We start from the raw sequence: 13,893 nt of genomic DNA on the forward strand, positions 1-13,893 counted from the left end.
CTTACTCTGTAGTCGTTTGTTCATGTTGTTTTTGTGCTTGCTTCGCTTTTACTCGCGCGATTGCAGCGGCAACGGCAATTTTTCGAGGGTCGGTTTCCTCTTCAATGGGTTGTTCGGCAGCGGGAGTAAGCTCTTCTTGTGCGAGTTGTTCTGCTTGAGCTGCTTTTTTAGCTTTGGCACGCGCAATAGCTGCAGCGACAGCCGCTTTACGTGGGTCAACTTCGGTATCCGCTACCGCATCAGTGACTGGCGGAGTGGCAGGTTGTTCTTGAGCTGCTTTTTTAGCTTTGGCACGCGCAATAGCTGCAGCGACAGCCGCTTTACGTGGGTCAACTTCGGTATCCGCTACCGCATCAGCGACTGGCGGAGTGGCAGGTTGTTCTTGAGCTGCTTTTTTAGCTTTGGCACGCGCAATAGCTGCAGCGACAGCCGCTTTACGTGGGTCAACTTCGGTATCCGCTACCGCATCAGCGACTGGCGTAGTAGCAGGTTGCTCTTGAGCTGCTTTTTTAGCTTTGGCACGCGCAATAGCTGCAGCGACAGCCGCTTTACGTGGGTCAACTTCGGTATCCGCTACCGCATCAGTGACTGGCGGAGTGGCAGGTTGCTCTTGAGCCGCCTTTTTGGCTTTCGCACGCGCAATAGCCGCAGCGACAGCCGCTTTACGTGGGTCAATTCCGGTATCCGCTACCGCATCAGCGACTGGCGGAGTGGCAGGTTGCTCTTGAGCGGCTTTTTTAGCTTTGGCACGCGCAATAGCTGCAGCGACGGCATCTTTACGGGGATCTTCCGTTGCTGTTATATCAACAGTTTCTGTTTGTGCATTGGCCAGCTTTTCAGCTTGTTTAGCTCGAGCTTGGGCTTTACGAGCTTCGCGAGCGGCGATTACTGCACTATTGTCTGGGAGTTCACCGGAAACAATCTTAATGGGTTCCGCTGTCAGCGTTTGTTTGGCTTTAACTCGTGCTAAAGCCGCATTAACGGCATCTTTATCTGCACTATCGACTTGCACAGCAGCTTTTTTATGGCGTTCTTCTCGTGCTTGTTTATCACGTTCCATACGCAACTGTTTTGCTTCAAAACGCAATTTTGCTTCAGCAGCACGGCGCTCTTCTTGAGCAATTTCACGTATTTCTGCTTTTTCTTGACGATAATATTGCACTAACGGAATATTACTCGGGCACACATAAGCACATGCACCACACTCTATGCAGTCAAATAAATTATGTTTTTGCGCTTTTTCGTGTTCATCTCCTTTACTGAACCAGTAAAGTTGCTGAGGTAGTAGCGCAGCAGGGCAGGCCTCAACACACAACCCACAACGAATACATGCTTCTTCTAGTGCTTTAGGCCCCATTTCTTCCATTGTAGGAACCAGTAAACAGTTACAAATTTTCACGACAGGAACATTTAAGTCGGGTAGGGTAAAGCCCATTAAAGGCCCTCCCATAATCACCATTTGTTCTGGTTCAGGGTTAAAACCTGATTGCTGTAATAGATGTTTAACTGGAGTCCCTAAACGAGCCCAAAAATTACCCGGTTTGCTGATTGCTTCACCTGTGACAGTGACTACTCGTTCGATTAATGGCTGGCCATCGATAACCGCGCGTTTGATAGCAACCACAGTACCGACGTTTTGCATTAACACGCCAATTTGAGAAGAACGCGCACCGGATGGTACTTCTTTTCCCGTTAAAATTTTTGTCAGCTGTTTAGCACCACCTGATGGGTACTTGGTTGGTATAACTCGAATGAATATTTGTTTGTCTTGCGAGGTGATTGCATCTTTAAGTGCACGAATAGCTTCGGGTTTATTGTCTTCAATACCAATTAGTACCTGGTCTGGGTTCAATAAATGCTGTAAAACACGGCAGCCTTCAATAACTTCCTGTGCATGTTCTTGCATTAATCTATCATCGGCTGTGATATAAGGTTCGCATTCAGCCGCATTAATAATTAATGTTTTAATTGCATCTTGACCACCTGCCAATTTTGATGCGGTTGGGAAACCAGCACCGCCGAGACCCGCAATACCCGCTTGTTCAATTTTCTGTAGTAATTCAGCGCGGGTTAATTGAACGTAGTTAGGCTCTGGGTATAAAGTACACCATGTATCTTGGCCATCGGATGCAATACGTACACACAACTCTTTTAAGCCAGAAGGATGCGCTGTCACCATGGGTTCAATCGCAGTGATAACCCCTGAAGTTGAAGCATGAACAGGCACAGTACGTCCAAGGCCTTTAGTTAAAGGCTGGCCTTTTAAAACGAAGTCACCGACTTGAACAATCAGTTCACCTTCAGGGCCTAAATGTTGTTGTAATGGGATAACCAGTTCATCAGGTATTGATGCAATACGCATTGGTGTTTGGCTTGATTGTAGCTTCATTTCAGGCGGATGGATCCCGCCTTTGAAATCCCAAATATTATCTTTTTTCAACCAATTAAAGAGCTTAAGCATGAGTTTCACCCCTTGCTTTAGTTACAAATGGTTCATTGGGTTCAACATTGATATTTTTGACTGGGATGGTGTTTAAATCCCATTTCCAATTGGCTGTGGTGGTTTTCACGGGAACAAGCTCAATACAATCGGTAGGGCAAGGGGCTACACACAGGTCACATCCTGTGCACAAATCTTCAATAACGGTATGCATGGCGCGGGTTGCACCCACAATAGCATCAACAGGGCAGGCTTGAATGCATTTAGTACAACCGATGCAGTTTTCTTCATCGATAATAGCAACTTTACGAACTGGATTTTGCGCGGCTTCACCACCATCGATTGGTTGGGGGTCAACATTAAGCAACTCAGCGATTTTTAGCATTACTTGCTCACCACCAGGGGCGCATTTGTTGATCATTTCCCCATTATTTGCAACCGCTTCAGCGTAAGGACGGCAGCCAGGGTAACTACATTGACCGCACTGACTCTGAGGTAATATCGCTTCAACTTGTTCAACAATAGGATCAGCCTCAACTTTGAATCGTAATGAGGCATACCCTAAAATCAGCCCAAAAATAAGGCCAAAAACGGCTAATATACCGATAGCAATCCATACAGACATCATTAGAATTTCACCAAACCACTAAAGCCCATAAACGCGAGAGACATCAAGCCAGCAGTTATTAACCCAATTGACGAGCCCTTAAAAGGAGCAGGAACATTGGCAACAGCTAAACGTTCGCGAATAGCGGCAAATAACACCATCACTAATGAAAAACCCACAGCAGCGCCAAAACCATACACGGCAGACTGCATAAAAGTATGAGACATATTAATATTTAATAAGGCAACACCAAGAACCGCGCAGTTGGTGGTAATTAAAGGCAGAAAAATACCAAGTAAACGGTAAAGCGTTGGACTCGTTTTCCTCACCACCATTTCAGTAAACTGTACAACGACAGCAATCGCTAAAATAAAACTTAGCGTTCGCAAATAGATGAGGTCGAGAGGAATGAGGATGAGAGTGTCAATCAACCAAGAACTGATTGACGCTAATGTCATAACAAACGTCGTTGCTAAGCCCATTCCAATGGCGGGTTCGAGTTTTTTTGAGACGCCCATAAAAGGGCATAAGCCTAGGAATTTAACGAGAACGAAGTTGTTAACCAGTACTGTTCCAACAAAGAGTAATAGATAATCAGTCATGCTATTGCCTGAAATGAAAAAAGAACAAAAACTGACCGAAGCCAGTTAAACTATCATTATGATATCAAGCAATTTATGTGATGCTTATCGATCTTGTGTGAAAGTCATTTTTACACGTTGGGACCGTTTTAAATAAGGGACAAAGAAACCTGCACCAATTAAAGGCCACGCTAAGACTTGCAAAGCAGTTTCATCATCAATAGGTGAAAATGCGAAGGTTTTTATACCTAATAATAATAAAATCATTAACCAAATAATAAAGCGGCGGGGAAAATGTTTTGAACGAGAAAACATTAGCTGCAACACATGGATACTGAAAATAGTCATCCCAATAGTAATCGCGAATGACAGATACCATGCGGCAGGAATAAAGCTTGTCCAATGGTCAACAGTCGTGACAATCTCATAAAACTTAATGCAATACATGACAGTCATACTGCAAACAGCTAAAAAGGTTAATAACAAATAGATTGCTGGAACTAATAACCAGCCAGTGATGCGGTTGGCGTCATAAACTGAAGTCATAATCAATAAAACCCATTTTGGCGAAGTCGCTGGACAATTTACAATCCTATCATAGATTTATTTGCCATTTCATTCCTTCTGATGGTACTTTTTATCTCCACCTGTGTTTATCGTTGTATGAGGTCTAAATGTCTAAACCAATTAAAGTTGCGATCGTCGGATATGGCTATGCTAGCAAAACATTTCATGCTCCCTTCCTTGGCATTTTAGAAGGGTATGATTTAACAACGATTTCTAGCAGTGACCCGAGTAAGGTTAAGGCTGATTGGCCAAATGTTCATGTTGCCGCCTCTCCGGAAGCTATTTTTGCTGATAAAGATATCGAACTCGTCGTTATTCCTACGCCTAATGATACTCATTTTCCTCTTGCACAAGCGGCATTAGCAGCGGGAAAACACGTTGTTGTTGATAAACCATTTACATTAGATGTCTCACAAGCTGAACAATTGAAACAACAAGCGGAGCAAGCTGGAAAATTACTGTCGGTTTATCATAACCGCCGTTGGGACTCCGGTTTTTTAACCGTTAAAAAAATCTTAGAAGAAGGTAAGCTCGGGGATATTAAATACTATGAATCACATTTTGATCGTTATCGCCCTTTAGTTAGGCAACGCTGGCGTGAAGCAGATATTCCCGGAGCCGGTATTTGGTATGACCTAGGTCCGCATTTATTAGACCAAGTCTTACAATATTTTGGCAGGCCGTTAGGGATCAATGTTGATCTTGCCATGATCCGCCCAAATGCACAGGCAGTGGATTACTTCCATGCCGTTTTGCAATATGCCGATAAAAAGGTGGTATTACATGCAACAACATTAGCCGCTGCACCAACGCCGATATATGTTATTCATGGCATGAATGGTAGTTATGTTAAATATGGTTTAGACACCCAAGAAGACTGCTTAAAGAGCGGCCAACGTCCAGAAGGGGCTGATTGGGGAATTGATACCAACATGGGTAATGTGACGCTGTCACAAGATGATGAGCTGATAACACAATCTTGGCCAAACCAACGTGGTAATTATGGTGGTTATTATCAAGGGATATATGATGCAATTCGCCATGGTAAACCAAATCCTGTCACCCCGAGCGAAGCGATAGATATTATGAAACTTATTGAAGCAGGTATACGTTCGGCAAAAGAAAAACGGACTATCGAAGAAATATTTTAACGTCATCAACGCTCACTATAAGGCCAGTTAACATAACTGGCTTTTATTATGGATAATCGAATGAATTTGCTAGCTAAACTGAGAATAGACCCATTTTTACTTATCATGATTGGTGTTGTCATTCTAGCCAGTCTTTTTCCTTGTGAAGGTGATATAAAAACGGGGTTTCAATATTTAACTACAGCTGCAATTGCATTGTTGTTCTTTATGCATGGAGCTAAGTTATCTCGTGAATCAATCATGGCGGGGATAGGGCACTGGCGTCTACATCTCCTGGTTTTTGCGAGTACATTTATTGTATTCCCTATTGTAGGATTAGGACTCGCGGTGATTGTACCTAAATGGATGTCACCGACTGTGTATATGGGTTTTTTATACCTGTGTGCTTTACCTGCAACCGTACAATCAGCAATTGCGTTCACATCAGTGGCCGGTGGGAATATTGCCGCAGCTATTTGTAGTGCATCGGCATCGAGTATTCTTGGGGTTTTTCTTTCGCCAATCTTAGTTGGCTTATTGATGGATGCTGATGGTAGCCAAGCCATGGATACGCTCAATGCGATAGGGTCTATCTTAATGCAATTGATGCTCCCGTTTGTTGTGGGGCATTTATCTCGACCATTGATTGCCAATTGGATTAACCGTAATCGTAAGTTAGTGAATATGACTGACCGGTCTTCAATATTGTTAGTGGTTTATGTGGCATTTAGTGAAGCCGTTGTAGAGGGGATTTGGCAGAAAATAGATGCATTTTCACTCTTAATGATAGTGGTTGTTACTTGCGTTATTTTATTTATTGTCATTGTATTTAATACGTTAGCTGCACGGTTGTTAGGTTTTAGCAAAGAAGACGAAATTACCATCGTTTTCTGTGGATCGAAAAAGAGTTTAGCGAATGGAGTACCAATGGCGAACGTGTTATTTCCTGCTGCGACAGTGGGGGTTATTTTATTGCCATTGATGATCTTCCACCAAATACAACTGATGGTCAGCGCTGTACTTGCTCAGCGTTATGCGAAAAGGCTATCAACTAAGGACTGACAATAGGGCAATCATGGGGTTTTGTTCTGACAAAATAGGCCATTACCCCTCAATTATATTTATAACCGATCTCCTAAGCATACACGCCTTTTAGTTACAACATACAAATAATTATATAATTAACAATAGAGCCGCTGCTTATGCGGTGGATGCTAATAATCGATGATGTTATTTTAAGTAACGCATTGTTTTTAGACAGGCTTAATATATTAAGAAGCGCGGTAGGGTTAATTATTTTACGCTAAAGTTCAAAAAAGCCTATAAAAAGAAAAATAATTGTTATAGGCTCAAAAACAAACTCTCGAACTAGTAAGGTAATAGTTGTGCGTCTTTTTGAGATTTAACTTCTGTTAACTCAATTTTATATATATTTTCTTTGGAGTTTTTTACAATATTGTTGACACTAAAGTTTGCCAGCGGTGAGTAGAGTACTTCACTTTCATTATTATTAAAGCTTAGCCCAGCTTGCGGAGTGATCCCGTTGCCACTATTGCCTTTCACTAAAAACATAACTTTAACATCATCTTGGCTCTGGTTGGCAAAAGACTTAGCAATATCATTTCTACTCGACGTTGAAAAAAATTGCCCTAACTGATAAACCGTCTTATTATCGCTTTTTTTGTCGGCATTAAAATTATTAATTAAAGTATTTAAGCCATCACTAGTCATACCTTGCCCACGATGGGTGGTTGCTGTTGTACTTGACGGTGAATACCAATTTTTAGCAGCGGTTTTCACTAACTCATTTAAATTATCACTGTTACATTTTAATTCAAATTTAATGTGGCTATTTCCTTTTGAAAAAATATCTGAGCCATGTACTCGCTCATATTCAGCAATGACTTTACTACCACTTAAAGAGCCACCTTGTTTGCCATTACCAAAAATATAGCGGGCCTCATTGTTGATTGCTTTACAACCTTCATTACTTTGGTAGATAGAAGAAAATTGCTGACGCTTATTTTTTAGCTGTTCAGCTGCTTTCTCATTATCGGCTTCTTGTGTTTTAATCGTGTTTAATTGAGTTTCTATTGGGGCAAGCTCTTTACTGAGACTAGCAATTTGTTGTTGAGCATTTTTATTGTTATCGGTCAGTGATGATAAGGTTGATTCATTTTTTGCTTTCAACTTCGTGAGCAAGTTAGTTGAATCGGCGACAGTAACACTTTTTGCTGTTACATTTAATAAGGTTGCCGCGGCAGTGCGTTCAGTTTGGTAGCGGCCACTGGAAAAAATATTTTTTAGTACATTACTTCCTTGGCCTAATTTAAAATGCCCATTTTTGAGGCGGACTTGGCTATCTTTTCCATGTTGGTCAGAGATACTCTTCAACTCTTTTAAGAATGACATATTATGTTTGATAAATTCTTTTAATTCTGTCATTTCCGCTTTATTCGTTTCTATTGTAGTCTTAATTTTATTAATATTGCTCACTAAACTATTTTTTTGCGATATGAGCTGCTGTTTTAAATTTGGGCTAGCTATATGTTGTGTTGAAGTACTTGAGTTAATAATAGTCATGCTGATTTTCCTAAATGAATATATAAGATGTTTTTTATTAATATATAAAATATGAATATATAGGCTTGCGTAAAACGATTTTTAAATAGTAAGAGAGCGGCTAACTAAAAAAATAGGGCAGATATTAACAATCTCATATAGCAGCATGCAGGCCAAAGATTTTTCGGAAGGGGAATTTTAAGGATATTGAGATAGAGGGGCAGATCCCCTCTAAATCTTAACTAAATAAATTAGCGATTGGCGACTTTTTTTGACAGCGCATTTTTCTCACTATCCGATAAAAATGCCATACTCAGACCATTTCGTTGTGCTTGTTCTATTTCTGCTGCCGTTAAACCAGCTTGTGGGGCAGCTACTTCATATTCATGGCGTAACTCAATCCCTTGAACTGCAGGGTCATCTGTATTAATTGAAGCCAGAACACCTTGTTGTAAAAAGTTTTTTAACGGGTGTTGAGCTAAGGATGGAACTGTACTTGTTTGAATATTCGACGTTAAACAGCTTTCCATGCCAATTTGATGTTTTACTAAATACTCAATTAGAGCAGGGTCTTCTATTGCTTTAACGCCATGACCAATTCGTTGTGCGCCTAATACCTTAATAGCATGCCAAATACTGTCTGCACCAGCCGCTTCACCTGCATGAACAGTAATATTTAACCCTGTATCTCTAGCTTTAATAAAATGTGACTCAAAGAGCTCTCCAGGGAATCCGAGCTCATCTCCCGCTAAATCTAATGCGCATAAATGATCCCGATGCGCTAATAATCCTTGCAGCTCAGTTGTACAGGCTTGTTGGCCAAAAGTACGGCTTAAAATACCAATTAAATTAATTTTAATATCAAATTGTTGGCACCCTGCACGTACACCATCAACAATGGCTTCAACGACACCTTCAACAGGCAATTGGTGTTTCATCGCCATATAATAAGGGGAAAAGCGCAGCTCTGCGTAATCAATACCTGCATTAAAAGCATCTTCAACATTTTCAAATGCCACGCGGCGACAGGCATCTAAGTTTGCTAAAACAGCGACCCCCCAATCAAGTTTTGCTAAGAAACCGACTAAGTCAGCTTCTTGTCCTATAATTTGAACATGAGGGCGTAATGCTTCAAGCTCTGAAGCAGGTAATTGAATATGGTGCTGCTCTGCTAAGGAGAGAATTGTTTCTGGACGGATGTTGCCATCAAGATGGCGGTGTAAATCGGTTAAAGGTAAATGTGTTTTAATCACGGAATGATCCTTTATCTATTTTCTATCCTCATTTTGGCTTTTATTTCGCTAAAGGCAATTGTAAATCACGAAAAATGTGAAACGTGATCAATAATTACATTTTAAATGTGATTTCAATCACATTTATTTTGCGATGCAAATAAAAAAGCCAGCTAATATTAACTGGCTTTTGTGATTAAATTATATCAATTAGATTAGTTAGCTGGCGCTGCATCTTGTGGTGCTAATTCAGGCTCAACTTCCATTCCTGGTGCTGGTTCTGCATCTGGAGCAGGTACTGCTTCATATTCTAATGCATCTTCTGGATTAGACATCACTTTCATCTTAGTGAGGAACTCAGCTAAGGTATATTTGTCATTATTGAATGTCAGGTCATTACCTGCAAATTTGATAGTCATAGTTAAATCATTTTCGCTATCAATCATCCAAGGTGATTTTTTCTGTTTAGCTTTTTCAGCACGTTCTTCATCCGTCATAAACATTTCTTCAAACGGAGAAGAGAACATATCTGAAGTCAGCATTTGCTGAACACCTTCAAACTCAGAAGTGACCATGCCTTTCATTTCTTTTTTCGTGTTAGCATCAACTGGAACACCTTGATCTAAAATCATTGCTTGAGTCATTGATTCGATCACCATTGGTTTATTCAGTTTTAAATTGAAATCAAAAGAAGTAATGAGCTGCTTGATAGCCTCATCAACTTTGTTAGACATTGCTAACGCAGTAATTTCGTCTTGGTTCCATTTATTGAATGTGATGTTTAGGTCAATTGAGCTTTGGCCAGCTTCATTTTTCCAGTAGAAAGGGCTAACCGTGAATACCGGCTTGCTCTTCATTAGCTCTGGCAATGTCGTAGACATCATTTCCATAGCTAAACGCTCTGTTGCTTCAGTTGGGTCGCCATTAGCTAAACCTTGTGCTAAAGCTTCATTATATTGCTCAACGAATTTACCTAATGCTTTTGCATCTAATTTTTCAATAGCAACCGTCAGTTCGCCTGAACCTAAGTTTTGCTCTAATGCTTTTAAGTCAGAGATGCTATAAGAAATATTCCCTTTCACATCTTCGCCAGTAATAGAGGTGTCACTTGAAATTTTGAAATCTTTAAAAGAGAATTTGGTTTCAGGAATGTTGAAATCTGTATCCGCAATAACAAATGACTGGGTTCCGGTGTAGAAGCCATATTGTGATTTTGTCACATTAGAGACTAATTTTAAGCCTTTTAGTGTCATAGATTCAGAGTTATCTTTCTTACCGATAACTAAATTATCAGTGACTAAAGTTGCATCTACAGCAGCAAGGTCGGAAGTCGTTGATACATCAAACTTAGAACCACTGAAAGATAATGAAACGTCATCTTTCTTATACTCGACAGGGATCAGCTCTAAATTGGTATCAATACTTTTGCTATAGCCAATGACCGCAGAACCATGAATAAATGGTTTACCTTGTGTCGCTTCAAACAATTCTTTTGTTGTTGCGTTGTTAGCTAATTCAATTTGCGTCGCTGCTAATTTTGGTAATAAATTAAACTTAGCGACTTGTGATAATGGGAATGGACCATGATCAATATTCGTTTTAAATACGATAGAGTCGTCTGGTGATGCAGAATCAGCAGAGGTGATTACGATATCCGCTTTAGATGAAAAAACACCTTTTTCATAATTTTCTACTTTAAAATTCAAACCTGACTCAGGCACATTTACAGCAAAAAAATCGTTGGTTTTGAGGATTACTCTATCAAGTTCATCTTTTACTTTAGAACCTGTATACCATGAAGCTCCGGTCCACACTGCACCCAGAGCAACAATAACACCAACCGCGACTAATGACTTTTTCATTATAAACATCCATCCTTTCAGTACGTTATTGCCGTACTTATAAATTTATAAAAGTTTTAAATAACCGCCATTCATTGAATGAAGACGGCTAAATACAGAATATGACTCTATTTGTTAAATACTCGGGCTAGTTTACCACTGCCATTAATGGTTATGCTTTTCTCATAAGCCGGTAAAAAAACAGATTCACCTGAATTAATGCATATTTCATCATTACCTGAATGCAAAACTAACTGGCCTTCAATACAGAACAAAATTGAGGCACTATTGTTAGATAGCGCAACTTCCGAGTGGTCTATAGAATATATATTAAATGCAAAATCTTCTACTGGAATATTATATTTCCAGATATTTCCAGATTTTTCGGGAATGCTTAATAAATCCTTTGCAAACGTAGGCTTAAAGTCAATATTAGCAATCAGCTCTGGAATATCTATGTGCTTGTTTGTTAACCCGGCACGCAGCACATTATCGGAATTTGCCATCACCTCTAACCCAACACCTTCAAGATAGGCATGCGGTGTTCTTGCATATAAGAACATCGCGTCACCAGGCTCTAATTCAACGATATTAAGAAGAAGTGGGGTAAATAGCCCATTATCTTCAGGGTACAGGCTAACCATTTGTTTTATCGAGTTCCATGGTTCACCTTGTCGGCTATTTAACGCGGCTTTCAATACACCAAGCGCTAAATCTTTTTGTTCACCTGTCAGATTAAGAATTTGTGCAAATAAACGTGATAATTTTTCTTCAGTTGGGTCCTGAACAAATAGCTGAATATCCGGATGTGCTGCTGAAACAAAATCCAGCAATTGTGCAATTTCGTCGAGTGGGCGAAACGCATTCATGGCTTTAAAAGGCGTTAATGCAAAGATTAATTCAGGTTTATGGTTATCGTCTTTATAGTTGCGTATTGGGGAGTCTAATGGGATCCCGGCTGAGTTTTCTTTGGCAAACCCAACTTCAGCATAAGTTTTATTTGGGTGTACCTGAACAGATAACGGTTGAGCTGCACATAACACCTTAAATAAATAAGGTAAGCGGTGATAAGTTTGTGCGACATGCTGGCCTAAATAGGTTTCAGGAGCACTTTCGATTAAGACATTAAGTGGAATGCTTTGATTTTTTTCCTCATCGAGAACTTCAGAGCTTGCTTTTGGATGAGCTCCCATCCAAAGTTCAGCCATAGGTAAGTTATCAGGGTTTGAAATCCCATATAGCTTAGTCAGGGCTGTTTTACTGCCCCAGTCATAGTTTTGGACTTTGTTTATCATTTTAAGCATAGCAAAATTCTCTTTTTCATAAAAATCAACTGATTTCCTTTTCACTACAGTACAATAAGCTCGACCAAGTCTCATAAATGAAATTCAATTTGTGGCATTATACTGCTCGGTTATTTGCTTACCTGCAAGCAGATGATTCTAAAATCAATTATTCTGTGTATGTACCTAAGGAGATAGTAATGGCAGCCACTCGCATTGAAAAAGACTCAATGGGACCAATTGAAGTACCTGCTGACCAATTGTGGGGCGCGCAAACGCAGCGTTCTTTAGAACATTTCCGTATATCTGTAGAAAAAATGCCTGTTGCGTTGATTCACGCACTCGCTATCACAAAAAAAGCCGCTGCTAGTGTCAATATGGACCTTGGATTATTAGCCAAAGAGCGCGGTGATGCAATCATTGCTGCTGCTGACGAAGTCTTAGCTGGCAAACATCCAACGGAATTTCCTCTCGCTATTTGGCAAACAGGTTCTGGTACGCAAAGTAACATGAACATGAACGAGGTTTTAGCTAACCGTGGTAGCGAAATTCTCGGAGGCCAACGTGGCAATGAACGTCTTATTCACCCTAATGATGATGTGAATAAAAGTCAAAGTTCAAATGATGTTTTCCCAACGGCAATGCACGTTGCTGCGGTTGTCGCAATCCGCGAACATCTTCTCCCAGAACTGAAAGTTTTGCATCAAACATTAGATGCAAAAGCGAAAGAATTTAAAGATATCGTAAAAATCGGTCGTACTCACTTACAAGATGCAACCCCACTGACATTAGGTCAAGAAATTTCAGGTTGGGCTGCAATGTTGGCGCATAATGAAAAACACATTGAAAACGCTGTTCCGCATGTGTGCGAATTAGCGTTAGGTGGTACAGCAGTAGGAACTGGTTTAAATACGCATCCAGAATATGCAGTGCGTGTTGCGAAAAAAATCGCAGAATTAACTGGCCAGCCATTTGTTACAGCGCCTAATAAATTTGAAGCATTGGCAACGTGCGATAGCCTTGTGCACGCACACGGTGCTTTAAAAGGTTTGGCTGCCTCTTTAATGAAAATCGCGAACGATGTTAGGTGGTTAGCATCTGGCCCACGTTGCGGCATTGGTGAAATTTCAATTCCAGAAAATGAGCCAGGCAGCTCAATCATGCCCGGTAAAGTTAACCCTACGCAGTGTGAAGCATTAACCATGTTATGCGCACAAGTGATGGGAAATGACGTTGCTGTTAATATTGGTGGTGCATCCGGTAATTTTGAGCTGAATGTATTCCGCCCAATGCTAATTGATAACTTCTTACAATCCGTTCGTTTGTTAGCGGATGGTATGCGTAGCTTTAATGAGCACTGTGCGATTGGAATTGAACCAAACCGTGAGCGTATTGAAAAATTACTTCATGAATCATTAATGCTAGTAACAGCTTTAAATACTCACATTGGGTACGATAAAGCGGCAGAAATCGCTAAAAAAGCGCACAAAGAAGGGCTGACTTTGAAAGAGTCTGCATTGAAACTCAACTATTTAACTGAAGAACAATTCAATGATTGGGTTCGTCCAGAAGATATGGTGGGCAGCATGAAATCTTAAGCTAGCCAATTAAACTAGCGAGTATATAACACCCATACTGTTTTACAGATGG

11 protein-coding genes are annotated in these 13,893 nt (G+C 40.4%); 3 read left to right on the forward strand and 8 right to left on the reverse strand.

Translation table 11 applies throughout. From position 1 onward, the window contains the following. Nucleotide 1 precedes the first annotated feature (1 nt). From rsxC to P3L37_RS09560, 4 genes are all read right to left on the reverse strand, one after another. Nucleotides 2–2,461, reverse strand: a complete 2,460-nt coding sequence (gene rsxC, locus P3L37_RS09545; RefSeq protein ID WP_316927675.1) for an electron transport complex subunit RsxC — start codon at nucleotides 2,459–2,461, stop codon at nucleotides 2–4. Further along, a complete protein-coding gene (gene rsxB, locus P3L37_RS09550; RefSeq protein WP_109912259.1) occupies nucleotides 2,454–3,068 on the reverse strand; it encodes an electron transport complex subunit RsxB in 615 nt (204 codons plus the stop codon). Before rsxB ends, rsxC begins: the two co-directional genes overlap by 8 nt. After that, nucleotides 3,068–3,649 (reverse strand): electron transport complex subunit RsxA, encoded by a 582-nt coding sequence (gene rsxA, locus P3L37_RS09555; RefSeq protein WP_004910983.1) that lies wholly within the window; start codon nucleotides 3,647–3,649, stop codon nucleotides 3,068–3,070. Before rsxA ends, rsxB begins: the two co-directional genes overlap by 1 nt. A gap of 84 nt (nucleotides 3,650–3,733) precedes the next feature. Next, nucleotides 3,734–4,174: a DUF2569 domain-containing protein gene (locus P3L37_RS09560; protein WP_004910980.1), complete on the reverse strand. Its 441-nt coding sequence runs from the start codon at nucleotides 4,172–4,174 to the stop codon at nucleotides 3,734–3,736. Nucleotides 4,175–4,302: 128 nt separating this feature from the next. On the opposite strand from P3L37_RS09560, the gene P3L37_RS09565 reads away from it, so the two are divergent. Both P3L37_RS09565 and P3L37_RS09570 read left to right on the forward strand, forming a co-directional pair. Continuing rightward, complete coding sequence (locus tag P3L37_RS09565; protein ID WP_109912258.1) at nucleotides 4,303–5,346, forward strand: oxidoreductase; 1,044 nt, start codon at nucleotides 4,303–4,305, stop codon at nucleotides 5,344–5,346. Nucleotides 5,347–5,406: 60 nt separating this feature from the next. Then, nucleotides 5,407–6,387, forward strand: coding sequence for a bile acid:sodium symporter family protein (locus tag P3L37_RS09570; RefSeq protein WP_109912257.1), 981 nt, complete (start codon nucleotides 5,407–5,409; stop codon nucleotides 6,385–6,387). A 306-nt stretch (nucleotides 6,388–6,693) separates the two neighbouring features. On the opposite strand, the gene P3L37_RS09575 is transcribed toward P3L37_RS09570, so the two are convergent. The 4 genes from P3L37_RS09575 to manA form a co-directional block, all read right to left on the reverse strand. After that, on the reverse strand, nucleotides 6,694–7,908 hold the full coding sequence (locus P3L37_RS09575; RefSeq protein ID WP_110731945.1) for an ADP-ribosyltransferase domain-containing protein: 1,215 nt from the start codon (nucleotides 7,906–7,908) through the stop codon (nucleotides 6,694–6,696). A gap of 230 nt (nucleotides 7,909–8,138) precedes the next feature. Then, the gene (add, locus tag P3L37_RS09580) at nucleotides 8,139–9,140 is read right to left on the reverse strand and encodes an adenosine deaminase (RefSeq protein ID WP_109912256.1); all 1,002 of its coding nucleotides are present in this window, start codon (nucleotides 9,138–9,140) and stop codon (nucleotides 8,139–8,141) included. 194 nt (nucleotides 9,141–9,334) lie between these two features. Beyond that, complete coding sequence (locus tag P3L37_RS09585) at nucleotides 9,335–10,981, reverse strand: YdgA family protein (RefSeq protein ID WP_226537849.1); 1,647 nt, start codon at nucleotides 10,979–10,981, stop codon at nucleotides 9,335–9,337. A gap of 107 nt (nucleotides 10,982–11,088) precedes the next feature. Continuing rightward, the gene (manA, locus tag P3L37_RS09590) at nucleotides 11,089–12,264 is read right to left on the reverse strand and encodes a mannose-6-phosphate isomerase (RefSeq protein WP_109912254.1); all 1,176 of its coding nucleotides are present in this window, start codon (nucleotides 12,262–12,264) and stop codon (nucleotides 11,089–11,091) included. 179 nt (nucleotides 12,265–12,443) lie between these two features. On the opposite strand from manA, the gene fumC reads away from it, so the two are divergent. Further along, nucleotides 12,444–13,841, forward strand: coding sequence for a class II fumarate hydratase (fumC, locus tag P3L37_RS09595; protein WP_110731943.1), 1,398 nt, complete (start codon nucleotides 12,444–12,446; stop codon nucleotides 13,839–13,841). Nucleotides 13,842–13,893: the final 52 nt, after the last annotated feature.

This window comes from Providencia sp. PROV114 (assembly GCF_032704305.1).
GTDB classification, from domain to species: Bacteria; Pseudomonadota; Gammaproteobacteria; order Enterobacterales; family Enterobacteriaceae; genus Providencia; species Providencia rettgeri.